This window comes from Pseudomonas sp. S31, from assembly GCF_016648105.1.
Lineage (GTDB): Bacteria > Pseudomonadota > Gammaproteobacteria > Pseudomonadales > Pseudomonadaceae > Aquipseudomonas.
Genome location: NZ_JACVVE010000035.1, coordinates 1 through 19101, shown reverse-complemented (window position 1 = coordinate 19101; position 19101 = coordinate 1). Strand labels below are relative to the sequence as shown.

The window sequence follows — 19101 nt, the reverse complement described above, 5'->3', positions numbered from 1 at the left end:
GTGTTCAGGCCGCCGCCCGATCGCCGGCACTGCTCGTTTCGAACTGCCCGACCAGCTTCTCCAGCTTGCTGGCGTTGACCTTCACCGTCTCCGCGCTGCTTTGCAGCACCACTACCGTCTGGCGCATCTCGGCCGAAGACTGGTCGACTTTCTCGATGGTCTTGCCGCAGGCCAGGCTGCGGGCATTGAGTTGCTGGATGATGGCGAACATGCTTTCCACTGCCTGGTGCAGCTGGACGTTTTCCGAAGAGGCATCCTCGGCCAGGCGCAGGCTGTCGTCCACGTCCTGGACGCCTTCCTCCATGAAACCGACAGCGTGTCGGGTCTCTTTCTGCAGGCCTTCGACCATGTTGCGTATTTCGTCCGCCGCCCGTGAAGTACGCGCCGCCAGGCTGCGGACTTCTTCGGCGACCACGGCGAAGCCGCGGCCATGTTCCCCCGCCCGTGCGGCTTCGATGGCGGCGTTGAGGGCCAGCAGGTTGGTCTGGCTGGTAATATCGCTGATCAACCCGGTGATGTTGCCGATCTGAGTCATCTGGCTGTCGAGCCGTTGCACGCTCGCTGACGAACGCTGTACCACGTCGCGAATCGATTGGGTGCCAGCCTGCACTGCGGCAAACTGTTCGCGGGCACGGCTGACCACTTCATCCATGGCCTGCTTCATCTGTTCGGCACTGGCCGAAGCCTGCTGGATCTCGCCCAGTTGGTCCTCGACGATGATCATCATCTGGTGCACCGCGTCGGCCACCTCGCTGGAGGTCAGGCTGGCCTGCTGGCTGCGCCCGAGCATCATCTGGTTGGTGGCGCCGACATTGCGGCTGGCCTTGACCACCTGGCCGACCACCGAGTCGAGGCGGTCGATGAAACTGTTGATCCAGCGGCCCATGTCGCCGGTCTCATCATTGGCCATGGCAGTGATGTCCAGGCGCTGGCGCAGGTTGCCTTCACCCTCGGCGATGGTCCGCAGCACATCGGTCATGCCGTTGAGCCGCGCCGCCAGGCGCTTGGGGCCGAGGCGGCTGAACAGGGCGGCAGCGCACAGCATGCTCAGCAGCATGACCGCGTCGTTCAGCCCTTGCGACAGCCCGGCGTAATGCTGGACCAGCACATTGCAGCCCAGCAGCCCGGCCATGGTGGCGATGTAGGGTTTCATCAGACCATGGGTCAGCGAGCGCCGGCGATACACCTCTTCCAGATCCGCTTCGCACATCATGCCCCAGCGGTCGGGCGAGCCTGGCAGCTGGAAGGTGATACCCTTGCCGACCACCGGGATGTGGCGGTAGTCGGAGTAGCCGGGGTAGGTGACGAACAGGTTCGAGCCGTGGCGGATGGTTTCACGCACGCCAGGGTGCAATTGCTGGGTTGCCGGGTCGGTGAAGCGCAGCTCCAGTTCGGTGTGCTGATCGATCCGTACCGTGGACCAGGGCGTGTGCACGCCACTCTTGAGGTTTTCGCCATGGGTGAAGGTGCCGTCTTCGAAGCGTGAACGCGACAAGGCGGTGCCCGGCTGCACGGTCGGGTCGAAGTGCGATTGCGCCATGAACAGGTAGTTGTCGCCCGACTCGGCGAAAATATGCCCGGCCTCGCGCTGGATGAGATCGCCGAGCACATCGTTCGGCACCCGGGCGCAGAGGCAGCCGAGGGTTTTGCCGGCGACTTTCAGGGGCTGGTAGAACATCAAGGTCACGGCATCGTGGAAGCGTGAGGACGATGGGCCGATCTGCAAGGTCAGCGGGTCGCTGTAGGGGCCGTGCAGGAAGGGGGCTTTCAGACCCTGGGCCAGGGCCTTGGCGTGCGTGAGCGGCTGGTTGTCCCGGCGCTCCCAGGTCGAGGTGACTACGGCACCGGTGGCGTCGACGACGAACAGTTCGGAAAAATCGTCGGCCTGGGCGAGTTTGTCCGCCAGTAGTGTGCGGTCGAGTTGGCTGAGGTCGTCGCTGCAGTGTTCGGCCAGTTCATTCAGGTGTTCCCACTGCTCGCGGGCCCAGTTCTGCAGCAGGCGCACGCGGGTTTGGGCGATGGCTTCGAAGGTTTGTTCGATAACTGGGTAGGCGGCTTGGTTGAGGTGGCAGGACCAGCCCATGGAGAGCTTTCCGGTCTTGCCGAACCACGGTAGCCAATGTTTTTCGCTGGGGGACAACTGCATGGTGTGGCTTGCGAGCGTCATGGAGGCTCCCATCTTTTTTCTAGTTAGATGGCAGATTGATAGCAATTTGTACGCCAGGTCGTGGGGGGCTAATGATTTGGATGTTACGGGGGTATGCGCGTTTTCAGGCGTGCGATGGCGCCAAAGTGGTGCGTAATGCACCAAGAAGCTGCATGGGTAGGGCGCAGTTGAGCGGCTTTGGTGGCGTGGCTGGCGCAGGAGGATTGCAGATGGGGGAGTCTGGGGCACAAAAAAAGACGTCCGTGGACGTCTTTGATTGATCATTTGGGCCGGGGTAACCTGAAATGATTTGATAAGCCTATGAAAATTCTTGGTTTTGTCAGTTTTTTATTTTTCGTGGAATACCGTTTGGAATGCGCTGTACGGAATTAAGGCGGATTGTTGAATAGTGATCTTTCTCAGTCAGCTATCAGGAGTCGTTTGGCGGCGGCCAACCGTGAGGTCGTCAGCCCCTTTTTCATCCCTTGTACGGAGGAAGAGGGGATAGGTATCGCTCGTCTGGCATTAGAGGCAGATGGGTAAGAGCCAACGACTCCTTACAGGTGTGGTGACGGCCTGGTTACCGAGACCTGAGTCGAGAGTGACTTAGCGTATTCGACATGGCAGGGGTGATCACTGCCGGAGAAGAGGGACATTGTGATCAAGGTTCGTCAGACAGCGGCACCTGCGGCAAATTTTATGAGGGATTTTCGAGACAGTACGCCATTTGCCCCCTATGATTTGCACCTTTGCGTGCCTCTGCTTACGTTATCATGCAACCGCTCAGTCCCGAGTACCTCCCCACGCTTCCTCGAACCACTCAAACAACGACATCACGTCGCGGCAGAATTTGCGGCTGGTCGCCGCACATTTGACGTCATCGAAAATGCCTGTCCCGGCGTGAGCCGGTATATGGTGCGGCTTGTGCTTCGGGCCATCAAGTCAGAGAGGTTGATTGAGCCGACCGGCAAAGGGCGCGGTGCAAAATGGAAGCGCATCTCGGCAGGCATCTACCTTAGTACGGCGTTTCTGGCCACTAGCAGTAAGACGGATCAGTGAGGACTCACCATGGATAACGTTTTTCAATTCCGCGACCAGCTCATTGAACGCTATGGCAATTTTTCCCGCAGCTTCGTACGCATCGCAGCACCCGATATCCAAGCAGAGGTAGAGCATCAATACACTCAAGGTCGCTACTGGCCTGAGCCACTGGTGCAGATCAATCCTAACTACCAACGCCAAGGCACGGCGCAGCAGTTAGTGGACCAGGGCATTTTGCACTCCGCCTGTGCGGAGATATTTCAGGTTGGGAAAACCGAAGGCTCGCCGCAGCCCCTGCATCTTTACAAGCACCAGTTGGAAGCTCTGGCCAAAGGTCAAGGGCGTCAAAGCTATGTCGTCACGACAGGTACGGGGTCGGGGAAATCCCTGTCCTTCTTCATCCCGATCATTGATCGCATTCTCAAAGCGAAGCAAGCCGACAGCAAAGCACGCACCAGGGCTATCGTTATTTATCCCATGAACGCTCTGGCCAATAGTCAACTGGAAGAACTCGATAAATTTCTACATGGCTATGCGCCAGAGCTTCGTCCCTTCACCGTCAAACGCTACACCGGCCAGGAAAGCAAAGCAGAACGCACTGCGATTGCAGATAGCCCACCCGATATCCTGCTCACCAACTTCATGATGCTGGAATACATCCTCACGCGTTTCGACAAAGACGACCGACGGGTTGTAGAGCACTGCGAAGGTCTTGAATTTTTGGTGTTGGATGAACTGCACACCTATCGTGGCCGTCAGGGGGCGGATGTCGCTTTGCTAGTGCGACGCCTGCGAGAGCGCTTGAACGCTACGCAATTGGTGTGTATTGGCACATCTGCCACCATGTCCAGCACGGGCAGGCAGATCGACCGTAACCGTGTGGTGGCCGATGTGGCCAGCAAGCTTTTTGGTACCAATATCAGTGAACATGATGTCATCGGTGAGACCTTAGAGCGTGTCACCAATCCACTCAAGGACATCAATGCAATTCGTCCAGCATTGCCCGCGGCCGTCGCTCGCGAGCATCATATCTGGGCTGATTTCGAAGCTTTCCGCGACGATCCGCTGGCTGTTTGGGTCGAGTTGACTCTAGGTATCGACCTTCCGCCCGATGAGCCTCCGCGCCGAGCCCGCCCTATGCGCTTGGAAGATGCCAGCGGCCGACTTGCAAAAGACGCCGACTGCCGACCTGAAGAAGCCCGAGCCGCCCTGCAGCGCTTCCTTGTGGCCGCCCATAATATGCGTACGCCACAAGGCAAGCCGCCATTCGCGTTCAAGCTACACCAGTTCATTAGCGGCCCCGGCAAGGTGCTTACCACTTTGGAAGAGCGCGGCAGGCGTCTTGTTACGTTGGATGCACAGCGTTTCGCGCCGGGACGTCAGCAAGATAATGTGTTGCTTTACCCCGCGCACTTCTGCCGCGATTGCGGTCAGGAATACCTGCCTGTCTGGCACTCACAGCAACCTGTTAGCTTTAGCTCGCGTGAAATCGACGACATTGCGGCAGAGGACGATGCCAGCTATGGCTTTTTGTGCCCTCTAGTGCGCGGACAGCAATACGGCGGCCTATTTGAAGACTTGCCGGAAAGCTGGATCGACCTCAGCCGCAGCGAGCCCAAGGTCAAGCCAGCTTACAAAAATGCCCTTCCTTATATGGTCACTGTCGATGCTAAAGGGAAAACAGGTTCGGGGACGGAATTCTGGTTTATCCCCGGCAAATTCCGCTTCTGCCTGAACTGCGGCACAACACATGAAGCTCATGGTAAGGATGCCAACCGCCTCTCCAGTCTATCTGGTGAAGGCCGCTCTTCTGCCACCACCATGATAACCCTGGCGGCTTTGCAACAGTTGTTTGCATTTCCCGAACCATCACCAGGCCAGCCTGATCCGCGCAAGCTGCTAGGTTTCACCGACAACCGTCAGGACGCTGCTCTGCAGGCGGGGCATTTCAACGACTTCATTTTCCTGGTGACACTGCGCGCCGGCTTGGTTGGTGCCCTCCAAGGCAGCGGCGGTCAAGTCGATGAAGAGCATCTTGCCGAAAGCGTATTCAAGGCCCTAGGTTTTCAAGGAATCGATAACGCGACACTGGTGGAGTATCTGCGTACCCCAAAACTCATGGGGCTGGCACGGCAGGAAGCTCAACGCACGCTGCGCTTCATCATCGCCTATCGGTTATTGCGTGATTTGCGCCGCGGCTGGCGCTACAACAACCCGAATCTGGATCAGCTCGGTTTGTTGCAGATTCGTTATCGCGAGCTGGATGGCTTCTGCGCGGATTCGAGCATCTTTGCTGCCAACCACATCCTGGCCAGATTGACGGTCGCACAACGGGCGATTCTATACGAGCTGCTGTTCGACACCCTGCGCCGCCAACTGTGCCTAGAAAGTCGTTACCTCGACCCAGTCGAGCAGGACAAGGCGCGCACCAGTGCCCACACTTATCTGAATGAACGCTGGGCTTTTGCCCCCGACGAGAAGCTCGATACTGGCCGCTATCTCATTCTCAGCAAGCGACCGGAGTACCGGGGCAAGCCGCGTACAGATCTGGTTACAGGCGGCCCGCGCTCACGTCTGCTGCGGCAAATCAAGACCGCACCCTTCTGGCGCGAGAGCGCCTGCGCCAGTGAAGTTTTGCATTGGAGGGATATCGAATGGGCCGAACTTATCGAAGCCTTGTTGGAGTCTGCCAAGAACTACGGTTATGTGCAGAGTCAGCCCATCGATGCCCAGCTCGCGGGCTGGCGCTTGAACGCGGCTGCACTGGACTGGTGCCTAATTGCCGATCAGCCGCAAGCTGACAGCAGTCGTATTAATCAGTATTTCCGCGCTTTGTACCTCGGTATTGCCGACATGTTACAACGGCCCTCGCATCCACTGTTTGACTTCGAGGCCCAGGAACACACGGCCCAAGTGGATGCGCCACGCCGACAACTGCTGGAGCAGCGTTTCCGCTACACCGAAAAAGATAGACAGGACTGGGCACAGACTCCGACTCATGAAGCTCCCCTGGAGCGTCTGCCGGTGATGTTCTGTTCGCCCACCATGGAGCTTGGTGTGGACATCTCCGCGCTCAACACTGTGTATCTGCGCAACGTGCCACCGACACCCGCCAACTATGCCCAGCGCAGCGGTCGTGCTGGTCGCTCAGGGCAGCAGGCCCTGGTCATTACCTACTGCGCGGCGCTTAGTCCGCATGATCAGTGGTTCTTTCACAATGCAGAGCAGATGGTGCATGGCGTAGTGCGTGCTCCAACTCTAGACCTGACCAACCGCGACCTCATCGACAGCCATCTGCAAGCGGTCTGGCTGGCCAGCACCCAGGCGCCATTAGATGACAGCATCGCACCCATGCTGGATCTCGATCAGCCCGGAAAGCCACTGAAGCAGCCCCTGCACGAAGCGTTGCGGTCATCTACCGTCCAGCAGCGGGCATTGGTAAGTGCGGGACGGGTCATCGACCAACTCACGGGGGAGCTCGAGAGCAGTTCCTGGTTTTCCCAAGACTATGTGCGCCAGGTCATCGACAACGCGGCGCTGGCCTTCTCCGGGGCACTGGAGCGCTGGCGCGTGCTGTTCGATGCCACCCGTCAGCAGATGGACATGGCCGACCGCATCGTAAAGAGCCATAGTGCCTCGCATACGGAACGCCAGAACGCTCAGCGCCGCTATGGTGACGCTGCGCGCCAGTATGCCGTGCTGCTCAAGTCCGGTAACGGCCAGAACAACGACTTCTACACCTATCGTTACCTAGCTAGCCAAGGCTTCCTGCCTGGCTACAATTTTCCGCGCCTGCCGCTGATGGCGTGGATTCCCGCCCGTGGCGGGCAGACTGCCAATGGCAAAGACGACGAAGGCAGCATGGTCAGCCGACCGCGTTTTCTGGCTCTATCCGAGTTCGGCCCACGCAGCCTCATCTACCACCAGGGTCGAATGTACCGCGTGGTGCGCGCCAAGCTCAACGTCGGCAATACGGACCACATCTCCGGTAGCAGTCAACTGTCTACCATTGCCTCGCTGGTATGCAGTCAGTGTGGCTACGGTCATCTCGGTGAGCCTGGCGGCGAGCAGCCGCTGGTCAACCGCTGCGAAAACTGCGACGCCCTGCTCACCGAGCACGATTGGGTGCGCGAACTCTATCGCATTGAAACCGTGGAGACAGTAGCTACCGAGCGCATCTCCATCAACGACGAGGAGCGTCAGCGTCAAGGCTTCGAGCTGCAAACCACCTACCGGTTCTTGCCCGGCCCTGATGGCTGTATCCAGAAGCAGAAGGCCGTAATCCAACAAGGCGAGGACGTTCTGGGCGAGCTCACTTACGCACCCGCTGCACAAATCTGGCGGATCAACCGTGGCTGGCGCAGACGCAAGGACAAGGAACAACTGGGCTTCTACATCAATCCCATCACCGGCACCTGGAGCAAACAGGATGCACCAGACGCCGAAGACGAAAAGGGCGAAGGTGATGCGCTGATGGAAAAAGTGCCCAACCAGCGCATCGTTCCCTTCGTCGAGGATCACCGCAATCTATTGATCCTCGCACCTCTGCAAGTGCTATCACTGGAGGCCATGGCCACGTTGCAGGCTGCGCTCAAGCGCGGTATAGAAATGACCTTCCAGATCGAGGAGTCCGAACTGGTGGCCGAGCCTCTGCCTAAATCTGATGAGCGTCGTGCCCTGTTGTTCTATGAAGCGGCCGAAGGTGGTGCCGGCGTTCTTACCCGTTTGGCTAACAGCCCCGCCGATATGGCATTGGTGGCAGACAAGGCGTTGCAACTAATCCACTATCGCGCCCCGCAGAACGGCGTATGGACCATGGACGACTTGCCGTCACTTGAACGCAGTAATGAACTTGGCAATCATCAGTGCGAAGCTGGCTGCTACCAGTGTTTGCTGTCCTACTTCAACCAGCCCGACCATGAGCACATCAACCGCCGTAACGCCGATGCGCTTAAGTTGTTGGTGGCGCTGGCCAATGCCCAGGTAATGCCGTCAATGGAAAACCCGTCCGCTGCGGCTCCCAGTACGGCAGCCGACGAGCCTCTTGATGCCTGGCTAATAGCCCTCAAGCAGGTTGGCACATTGCAACCCGATGCGTTCAACGTGCCCGTCAACAACGGTACAGCCGTCGCCGCCGCCCAATACAAGGCATCCCGTGCCTTGGTATTTCTATCCCTAGTGGATGAGCAGACCATAAGTGTATTGCAGGACAAAGGCTGGCAGGTGCTCGATTTTTCGGACGCGTCACACTGGTCACAACAATTTGCCGCACATGCCGATGTGTTCGGTTCCAAGGAATAAAGGCGCATGACAACTCTCGAACACGACTTTTTGCCCGGCAATCTGGTGCGCGCCCGTGGTCGCGAATGGGTGGTGCAGAGTGACTCCCGCCGCGACTGGTTGCGCCTGCGCCCATTGAGCGGTGCCGATGACGAAAGCATCACCCTGATCCCCGAACTGGAACTGTGTCCCGTCGAACCCGCCACCTTCTCCTGGCCCGATCCCGCGCAAGCTGGCAACCACGCCGCCTCGCTGTTGCTGCGCGACGCGCTACGTCTGACCCTACGCGCTGGAGCCGGCCCGTTCCGCTCCTTCGGTAACATTGCCGTTGAACCGCGCGGCTACCAGCTCGTGCCGCTGTTGATGGCGCTGCGCCTATCCACCGTGCGCCTTTTAATCGCCGACGACGTGGGTATCGGCAAAACCATCGAAGCCGGCCTGATCGCCCGCGAACTGATGGATCGCGGCGAAATCAGCCGTTTGGCCATCCTCTGTCCACCGCATCTGGTCGAGCAATGGCAAAGCGAATTGGAAACTCGTTTCAACCTTCAGACCACTGCACTGACCTCATCCTCTGCAGCTCGCATCGAGCGCGAACTACCGCATGGCGTGCGCTTGTTCGACCATCATCCGGTGGTAGTGGTCAGCCTGGATTACATCAAGAGCGAACGCAACCGCGAGCAATTCCTCGCCACGGCCCCTGAGTGCATCATCGTGGATGAAGCACACACCTGTGCTAGCAGCGGTGCAGGCAAGCAATTGCGTTTTGAACTGTTACAACGCCTGGCGAGGGACGAACAGCGTCACTTGATTTTGCTCACTGCCACGCCGCACTCAGGCGATGAAGCCGCTTTCTACAACCTGCTGTCGCTGCTCGCCCCGCGCTTTGCTGCCCTGCAAGGCCGAATGACAGCCACCGACCCGCTGCGCCAAGAACTGTCCCGCCACTTTGTTCAGCGCCGCCGAAAGGACATCGCCGAATGGCAGGCCGAAACCGACGATGGATGCGGTTTCCCCCGCCGCATGAAAACCGAACTCACCTACCAACTCAGCGGTGAATGGGGCGCGTTCTTTGACGCTGTGCAGGACTACTGTCGCGAGCTTGCCGAAACTATTGAACAGCAGGATGCCCAGGGTGGTGCCGGTCTCATCTGGTACGCCACACTAGCATTGCTGCGCTGCGTAGCTTCATCGCCCGCCGCCGCTGTCAAGGCACTGACCACCCGGCTTGAAGGTGCCCTGCTGGATGATTCCCTTCTCAGCGACGAACGCTTGCATGATGGCGAAGCCGACGACCTCTCCAGCAACGACTTAGAGCCACCTGCGCAAGTACAAATCCAGGTGCGGGATGCCAGTCGCCTCCAAACCCTTATCACCGATGCACGCCGCCTCAGCGGTAAAAGGGGCGACCCCAAACTGGCCGCGCTGATCCAACATATCGGGCTGCTAGTGAAGGATGGCTACCACCCCGTAGTGTTCTGCCGCTACATCGCCACCGCCCACTACGTGGCCGAGCACCTCAAAGCTGCGTTTCCCAATACCACGATCGAAGCCATCACCGGCGAACTCACGCCCGAGCAACGCCGAGAGCGTGTGGACGACATGGCGGATGCCGACCAGCGTATTCTGGTCGCCACCGACTGCCTCTCCGAAGGCATTAACCTCCAGCACCTATTCACCGCCGTCGTACACTACGACTTGGCTTGGAACCCCACCCGCCACGAACAGCGCGAAGGCCGGGTCGACCGCTTCGGTCAACAGTCCGAAGAAGTGCGCTGCACCATGCTCTACGGCCAGGACAACCCGGTGGATGGCTTCGTGCTCAATGTCATCCTCAAGAAGGGTGAGGCCATCCAGAGGGAGCTGGGCGTGTTGGTTCCGCTACCCGAAGATGAAGCCCGCATCAACCAAGCGCTAGTCAAGGCCGCACTGATGGGCCGTGAGCGGATGGCAGCACCCTACACGCCAGATCTATTTGCCGAAGCCAATGTCGAGCTACAGCCACTACAAGCGCAATGGCAAGATGCCCTGGAAAAAGCCAAGGCCAACCGCACCGTGTTCGCCCAGCGCCGCATCAAACCCGACGAAGTGTTGCCCGAGTGGCACAAACAGCAACAAGCTCTGGGCACCCAGGCCGACGTGCAGCGCTTCTTGCAAAGCGCCTGCGTGCGTCTCGGGGCGCCGCTGGAAGCTGGCCGCAAGCAGACAGCACGCTTCCTGCCGCAGCACCTGCCTGAAGCCCTGCGCCAACGCCTGGCCGATGAAGGCATCACCACGCCCCTGCCAATCGACTTTAGAGAAATGCATCGCAGCCACCCATTGGTGGGTCTACTGGCCCAGCACCTGTTGGAAGGTGCGCTCGGGGGTGAAAATCCACTGGCCGCCCGCTGCGCCGTTACCCTGACCGAAGACGTTGAGGTAGTCACCACCCTCTATCTGCTGCGCCTGCGCCACCAGCTCAGCTACATACGCCGCCGCCAGCCCTTTCAGATGATGGCTGAGGAAACCGTGGCTCTGGCAGTGCAGGGCCGCAACGTCCCACAGTGGCTGGCCGACGACAGCGTGAGCCGCCTGCTTGAATGCACGCCCAGCGGCAACTTGCCTACTGAAGCCGTGCAACGCGAAGTACGCACCGCGCTTGACTTCCTCGCCGCGCACTCACAGCAACTGCAAGTGCTGGCCCAGCAGCGGGCCGATACCCTGCTGGCCGATCACCAGCGCGTACGCGAGGCCACCCGCGACGTTGGCCAGTACAGTGTCAGCCCCTGCCTGCCCGTCGATGTGATGGGCGTGTACGTGCTGCTGCCTGACTCGCTATAAGTTTTGGCCTAGAGAAGCACAACCATGAAACGCATCCGCAAAACCCAGGCCACGCTGAACCTGCCTACCCTCAAGCTCGAAGGTGGACTATTCCTGCCTGACCAACTAGAAAAAGCCGCCCAGGGACGTGCCAGCGCACAGCTAGAGCCCGACTACGGCACCCCCAAGGGAGTCAAACTCAAGGACGAATACAGTCGCGCCTTCCAGATCGCCTGCGCCCAGTGGCAGCACTTCGCTGCGCAGATGGAGCGCGCCGACCTCGATGCCGCACGGCTCACGACCTCCTTTATCCATGAACTGCTGCGTGACGCCTTCGGCTATACCAACCTGCAACCTTCACAAGCGCAGCAGGTAGGCGAACTGTACTACCCCGTCAGCCTTGTGGCCGGACATTTCCCTGTACTGGTCGCACCGCACAGTTTGGGACTGGATGAAGCCAACTCGCGGTTTGCCGTCATCGGCAGCGGGAGTCGCAAAAAAGCTCCCTTTCAGACTATGCAGGAGCTACTCAACGCCAGTCCCGAGTATCTCTGGGGCATCGCCAGCAATGGTAAACAACTGCGTCTGCTTCGCGACGCCGCATCGCTGACCCGCCCTAGCTATCTGGAGGTCGATCTCGCTGACCTACTCGGTGGCCAGCGTTATGCCGAATTCGCCAACATCTGGCGGCTGCTGCATGCCAGCCGCGCGCCGCGGTTACTCCCCTCTCCCTCTGAGAGAGGGGTAGGGAGTGAGGGCACCTGTATCTGGGAGCGCTGGCGCAACGAAGGCCAACAGGAAGGCACCCGCGTGCGCGACGGCCTGCGCAATGGCGTCGAACAAGCCCTGTTGACCTTCGGCGCGGGCTTCCTGCAACACCCCGCCAACCACGCCCTGCGCACTGCTCTGGACAATGGTGCGATGAGTAAGGAGGCCTACTTCCAGCAATTGCTGCGCCTGATCTACCGGCTCATCTTCGTCTTCACCGTCGAAGAACGTGGCGTGCTGCACCCTCAGGATGAAAGTGACGAGTCCCTGGCTGCCCGCCGCGCCTATGCCGAAGGCTACGCCCTGGCCCGCCTGCGCGAGCTGTGCCTCAAGCGCCGCGCTCGTACCCGGCACGACGATCAATGGCAGGCCATCCGCATCGTCTTTCGCGGCCTGGCGCAGGGAGAGCCGCTCCTGGCGTTGCCCGCGTTGGGCGGCCTGTTCTCCCTCGAACAGTGCCCCGATCTGGACAGCGCTAGCCTGGAGAATGCTCATGTGTTGGCAGCCCTAGAACACTTACGCTGGGCCAGACCCGACAAAGCCCAGAGCTTAGTTCCAGTGGATTACCGCAACATGGGGCCAGAGGAGCTGGGCAGTGTCTATGAAAGCCTGCTGGAGCTGGTGCCCGAAGTTGATTTACCGGCACGAACTTTTGCCTTCTTTGAGCCGGAACAAGGTGCTGCTAAAGGCAACGACCGTAAGAAAAGTGGCAGCTACTACACTCCCGACAGCCTTGTGCAGGAACTTATCAAGAGCGCGTTGGAGCCGGTCATCGAACAGCGCCTGGCCGCCAACCCAGCCAATCCCAGTGCAGCAATGCTCGCCATCCGCGTCATCGACCCGGCCTGCGGCAGCGGCCACTTCCTGCTCGCCGCCGCCCGCCGTCTGGCGGAAAAACTGGCCCAGTTGCGCAGCCTCGAAGGCGGGCAGGAAGGCGCCATCCAGCCGCAGGACTACCGCCATGCCCTGCGCGAAGTGGTGGCCCACTGCATCTTCGGCGTGGATCGCAACCCCATGGCTATCGAACTGGCCCGTATGGCACTGTGGCTGGAGGGCTACGAGGAGGGCCGCCCGCTGGGCTTTCTCGACCACCACCTGCAAGTCGGGGACGCCCTGTTGGGGCTGACCGATCTGAACGTGCTGGAGCAAGGCATTGCCAAGGACGCCTTCAAGCCCCTTAGCGGCGACGATCGGGAACTGTGCAAGGCATTGGCCAAAACCAATACTGCCGCGCTCAAAGACCTGGAAAAAAAGCGCACCGCGCGCGCTTTTGGCCAGACCGAACTCGTGCAGAGACACGACAAAGGCCTCGCCGCATTGCGCGCGCTGGAAGCTTTGCCCGAAGACAGCACTGAGCAGATCGCCGTCAAGGCGCAAACCTATGAGCGCTACCTGGATACCGCCCGCACCGGCCGGCTGGCCCAGGCCGCTGATCTACTGCTGGGGGCCTACCTGCTGCCCAAAACCGAAGGCAACACCCAAGCTATCCCCACCACGGCTACGCTTTACCTCACCCTGGTGGGCAGTGCACTGCCTGCCGACCAGCAGCCCGCACTGGCGGCCGCCCAGCAAGCCTGCAAAGAAGCCCGCGTGTTCCACTGGCCACTAGCTTTTCCACAGGTGTTTGCCCAAGGCGGCTTCGATTGCGTGCTGGGTAATCCACCGTGGGAGCGCATCAAGTTGCAGGAAGAAGAATTCTTCGCGACCCGTCACCGGGACGTGGCCGAAGCCCGCAACAAGGCCGAGCGCGCCCAGCGCATCCAGTGGCTTAGTAAAGGCATGCTGGCGCGCCATCTCTATCCCGAACAGGTCCATGAAGCGCATGAGGACGAAGCCGAGCAACGTCTATATCGCGAATTTATCAGTGCCCGCCGAACGGCGGAGGCCGCTAGCCTATTCGCTCACGTCAAAGGCGACGACGGTGGCCGCTATCCGCTTACCGGCGTGGGTGATGTGAATACCTATGCGCTATTTGCCGAGACCATCCTACAAATCCATGCCGACACTGGCCGTGCCGGCTTTATCGTGCCCACCGGCATTGCCACCGACGACAGCACCAAGGCGTACTTCGGTCACATCAGCCAAACTAAGCGACTAGCTAGCTTGTTGGGATTCTGGGAGATTCGTAGACTGTTTCCAAGTACGGATAGTCGTGATCCATTCTGCTTACTCACCTTGGGTGATGCGCCTCGCTCCGAGTTCTTGTTTCAAGCCAAAGTTATTGACGACCTCAAAGATGACCGCCGCCGTTTCACCCTCACGCCCGACGAATTCCGCCTTATCAATCCCAACACTCTCACCTGTCCGGTTTTCCGCAGTGAGCAAGATGCGGAACTGACTAAAAAGCTTTATCGTGCGGCCCCTGTGCTGATGCGCGATGCCGTCACCGCAGGTGCAGGCAAGCAGGCGAAGCTGCTGCAACCCTCGCAAAACCCCTGGGGCATTTCCTTCACGGCCATGCTGCACATGTCCAATGACAGTCACCTGTTCAAGGATAAACACGCCGACGATTTCCTGCCGCTATACGAAGCAAAACTCATCCACCAGTTCGACCACCGCTGGGCCAGCTATGGCAGCGACGGCAACAGCCGCGACCTGACCCTTGCCGAAAAAGCCGACCCCGACTTCACCATTACCCCGCGTTACTGGGTCAACCGCACGGAAGTGGAAGAACGCCTGTGTAAACGCAACCGTGATGGCCAAGTGACCTGGCAATGGGAGCGGGGTTGGTTGTTGGGCTGGCGTGACATTTGCCGCGCCACCGATGAGCGGACGGTGATTGCGTCGGTGCTACCTAGGGTGGGAGCCAATCACAAAACTCCACTCTGGTTCGCAAAAACGTCACCATCTGTTGAGCATTCTGCGGCATTACTGGGCAACTTTAATGCGCTGGCCTTGGATTACGTCGCTCGCCAGAAAATTGGTGGAACATCGCTGACCTACTTTTACTTGAAGCAGTTGCCCTTCCTGCCGCCCGACCGCTACACCAGAGCCGATCTCGCCTTTATCGTTCCGCGAGTGCTGGAACTCACCTACACTGCCCACGACCTAAGCGCTTGGGCGCAAGATCTGGGTTACAACGCGCGCCCCTTCGCGTTCCACCCCGACCGTCGCGCCATTCTGCGTGCCGAACTCGATGCTTACTACGCCAAACTCTACGGCCTTACCCGTGACGAACTCCGCTATATCCTTGACCCCATCGATGTCATGGGCCAAGACTACCCTAGCGAAACCTTCCGCGTGCTCAAGAACAAGGAACTGAAGGAGTTCGGTGAATATCGCACCCGAAGGCTGGTGCTGGAAGCGTGGGATGCGCTGGAAGAACAGCAGCCGATCACAAATACCAAAATCAAATTGGCTCGACGTACTATGCCGCATCCAACTTATGTCAAAAGCGGCACACCTGCTTCAGAGGCAGAGGATTGGCTGGCTGGCCTAATATGCGACGTACTCCTGGGAGCCGGGGCGTGTGAAGATAATCGCTTGCGACGCATTTTGGGAACACGTCTGCCAGAAGGCACTCCTCATGCAGAGTGGTTGCAGGATTGGCTGGCACAGGTAGACACGGAACGTTGGGCGCACATTTTCAGTTGGCTTCGTGCTTTGCTGAACGTTGCTGTGACTGCCCCCCTGTCCATTCGCAACCCGGAAGCACTGGCCGAAATCATTGGTGACCAACGCACTGAATCGCTAGCTCACGCCTTGATTGACGCTCGTGGCCAACATGAAGCCAGCCTGGCGGAAGCACTAGCAGGTGTAACATCGAGTGTGCATTCCGACGAACTACGTAAACGGAGATAGATGCCTATGGATAACGCAGCCATTCCAGCGAAAAGCCATGCCAGACCACGCCTCTGGGTGGAAACGCTGTGGCTGCTGGACTCCCTGACAGCGCAGCAGCCGTTGCGCGAAATTTCCTTGCAGTGCGGGCTGAACCTAATCGTATCTCCACCAGGATCAGGCAGCTCGGGGCATGGCGTCGGTAAAACAGCATTCTGCCAGTTGCTGCGTTTTGTACTGGATGATCCGCTCTGGTCGAGCGGCTCGACCTTACGCGATGAGTTGTTGAACAGTCGTGAATTGAAGAAAGGCGCAGTAGCAGCCCGTGTTCATATCGGAGGTGAAGTCTGGATTGTTCTGAAGCCATGGTTGCACCAGAAACACTACCGAGCATCACGTACAGCCAATTGGCGACAATTGGCCACAGGTAATGCCGAAAACGAATTCAACGCCTACCAAACTGCGCTACGCCGGCATCTAGTCGAGATTCTGCCCGTTCAACATCTACCAGCGTCGAAACAATCCATCGCGTGGCATCAGATTCTGGCTTGGTGTTCCCGTGACCAGAACACTCGTTACCACAATTATTACCAGTGGCGCGCTGATGGAGTTGGATTCAGCCTACCAGCGAAGTCCCCTGCGGCACTCATGCAAATCGTGCTGGGCCTGTTACTCAACGCTACGACAATGCGCGATCTGGATAGCGCAGCGAAGGAGATGGAGGAGCAAAAATCACAGCTGCAAGCATTGCGTGAAGAGCATTCGCGCTTGCTGAAACACGTACGCCGCCAATTGACTCGTCGCCTCAGTGCCCCTGGCGCTACTCCGTTTCGGCAGGATGGCCTGCTTGAGCATCCAAACTTGATCAATTTCGCCAGGCAACGGCATGAGGCCTATCAGCAGGAACTGCGGGCAATCGAGGCTGAAAGACAAAGTCTCGCAGCAGATCATCAGGTATGGGTGGAAGGACGCGCGCCAATAAAAAGCCTCATGGAACTACTCGCCAACGAGATTGAGCAAGTGGAGGCATTGATTGCTGGAGATATACAGCGAGTAGAAGAGTTGCAAAACGAGGCTTCGTCACTGCAACAACGGTTGTCAACACGCTGCGATGCAGGCAATCGTTTGCTCAAGGATTGCAACTATGTGATTGAGCGCATTGAACAGACGCAAATCGACCGGAAGCAGCGTATCACAGGGCATCAACGATCTAAGGAGTCTCTTGAACGCGAGCTGCCGCTTCTGCACAACAGGCTGAATGAATTAAAGGACGAGGCAGCACCTACCGACGCACGACTGGCAGCAATCAAGCAGCAGAATACCGTATTGGATGCAAAATACGCACAATCCCTGTCAGCACATCAGCTTCTCGACGAAGCCATCGAAGACTACGAATATTACGAAAGCATCGCATCTGGCAGATCACAGTCGACCGACACCGAGGCAGTGGAGCGCAAACTTGAATCGACCCAGCGTCGACATGAACAGCTTCAAATACAGCTTGAGAAAGAACGTGGGGTCGTGAAGGGGCGTCGCCGTGTCATCAGTGACACCATGCAGGCTGTTGCTAAATCGTTACCCTCGTTCCGGTGGGGCGTTTTCAACGATGAGGACAAGCACCGCAATCACCCATTTCAAATGGGGCCAGCGCATTCAACGACTTTCAAGGTTTTGGAAATCCTGGCTGGAGATGTCGCCTGCTTACTAGACAGCATGAAAGAAGAAAGCTTTCATCCTGGATTCCTTCTGCATGACTCACCTCGCGAGGCGGAAATGAGCGAGGCCATACTATGGTCTTTGCTTAGGCACGTAGCATCGAGTGGAAGTGATTCGATCCAGTACATTGTCACCACATCAACTGAGCCCACTGAGGATTTCAAGTCTTTTGAGCGTCTCAGACTTTCATCCGATAACGAGGATGGGCTTCTTCTTCGTAGACGTCTGGGTGCAGATCCTGAGTCGTTGACATGAGTGTCGTAGTGAATCCTCTACAGCGTGCCTTGATCGAGAAAGCAGGCCATGACAATGGTTTCGAGCATGTGTTGCCCGCACATGGCGATACAGTGATATTGGCTTCGGCGCGTCACCGAAGTAGTGCGACAATGGTGCCGCTGGTTGCTGGCTTTGAAGTGCGCTTCCAGCCCGCTTCACCTGCGCTGTTGCCGGAGTTATTGCGCAGTTTTAAGCCATGGGCGTTGGGGGATGGCGCGTTCTGCGTGCCCACCCTAGCCAATCTGTCGATGTTGCTCCGCCGCGCGGCCAGCCTGTCACAGGCGCTACCGAATCAGGCTGTACGCGACTACCACACGGCAGTCGCGCAGGCATTAACAGACTTGCCGAGCGAAAGCGAAAGTACGGAAGTCGAACGCCTGGTACGCCAGCGCGTAGGGCAAAATCTCTATCGAGATGCTCTAATGATCTACTGGGGCGGTGCCTGTGCGGTGACCGGCGTCACTGTAGCTGAAGCACTTCGCGCCAGTCACGCCAAGCCTTGGGCGCAATGCGCCGACGATGTCGAACGGCTGGATTCTTTCAATGGCTTTCTACTTGCGGCTCAACTTGATGCATTGTTTGATCGCTTTCTGATCAGCTTTGATGATGACGGAAATCTGCTGGTCGCTGGTCGTATATCCCCAAAAGATCTGCACCTTCTTGGTATCCACTCAGGCATGGCATTGCGCTGGGTGGCCAACGAGCATCGGCCATATTTACGGTGGCATCGCGAACGTTTCCTACTCGGCACCTGATCTAGAAACAGATCAATGCCTAGAGTTCTTGATTTAAAACTCGATACAGATTCACTCGCAATTCAGCTTACTGTAAGCCATCGTTATGCTAGTTACTGGCGCTTGCTGTGGAATACCCATGATTTCCCTAATCGAAGAACAAGTAACCGAGCAGTTAGAAAATAGTAATACCGCGTCGCGTCACTTCGCTGGCTCATGCGATTTTCTAGGTACCAAGCCAAATGCTTTCTCTGCCAAGCCCAAGGCGTCTCTCGCTGCCAGCGATTTGCGATTTCGGCTTGGATAAGCGTCGCGTGCCGCAAGTGGCGTTGCCGCGTAGCGTGCGACCCAGTCAGTACACCAGCCAAGAACAATTCCATATCGAATTGCTTGCTCATGTCCGTCCTCCAATGTAAGCCGCGACCACATCGATTCGACCGTGTCCCAGTTCGTAGCTGATTTGCGTTCGTGCCTCACGATCTAGGTTCCTGTCTGCCAGGCAACATTGGCGTAAGCGTCCGGCGAACTCACCTTCCGAACCCCAGCATTAAGGGCGATGGT

General features: G+C 58.3%; 7 protein-coding genes. 5 read left to right on the top strand and 2 right to left on the bottom strand.

Annotated elements, in window-relative coordinates:
* Positions 1-4 precede the first annotated feature (4 nt).
* Positions 5-2167: a methyl-accepting chemotaxis protein gene (locus IAE37_RS22030; protein WP_201176967.1), complete on the bottom strand. Its 2163-nt coding sequence runs from the start codon at positions 2165-2167 to the stop codon at positions 5-7.
* A 1047-nt stretch (positions 2168-3214) separates the two neighbouring features.
* On the opposite strand from IAE37_RS22030, the gene IAE37_RS22025 reads away from it, so the two are divergent.
* Genes IAE37_RS22025 through IAE37_RS22005 form a run of 5 tightly spaced genes read left to right on the top strand, consistent with a single transcriptional unit; the run spans position 3215 to position 18561 of the window.
* Complete coding sequence (locus IAE37_RS22025) at positions 3215-8488, top strand: DEAD/DEAH box helicase (RefSeq protein WP_201176965.1); 5274 nt, start codon at positions 3215-3217, stop codon at positions 8486-8488.
* Between the two features lie 6 nt (positions 8489-8494).
* Positions 8495-11287, top strand: coding sequence for a helicase-related protein (locus IAE37_RS22020; RefSeq protein ID WP_201176963.1), 2793 nt, complete (start codon positions 8495-8497; stop codon positions 11285-11287).
* A gap of 24 nt (positions 11288-11311) precedes the next feature.
* Positions 11312-15835, top strand: a complete 4524-nt coding sequence (locus tag IAE37_RS22015) for an Eco57I restriction-modification methylase domain-containing protein (protein ID WP_201176961.1) — start codon at positions 11312-11314, stop codon at positions 15833-15835.
* 6 nt (positions 15836-15841) lie between these two features.
* On the top strand, positions 15842-17785 hold the full coding sequence (locus IAE37_RS22010) for a chromosome partitioning protein ParA (protein WP_201176959.1): 1944 nt from the start codon (positions 15842-15844) through the stop codon (positions 17783-17785).
* Positions 17782-18561, top strand: coding sequence for an HNH endonuclease (locus tag IAE37_RS22005; protein ID WP_201176957.1), 780 nt, complete (start codon positions 17782-17784; stop codon positions 18559-18561). The genes IAE37_RS22010 and IAE37_RS22005 overlap by 4 nt, the downstream gene beginning before the upstream one ends.
* A 92-nt stretch (positions 18562-18653) precedes the next feature.
* On the opposite strand, the gene IAE37_RS28875 is transcribed toward IAE37_RS22005, so the two are convergent.
* Positions 18654-18938 (bottom strand): hypothetical protein, encoded by a 285-nt coding sequence (locus tag IAE37_RS28875; protein WP_236410094.1) that lies wholly within the window; start codon positions 18936-18938, stop codon positions 18654-18656.
* Positions 18939-19101: the final 163 nt, after the last annotated feature.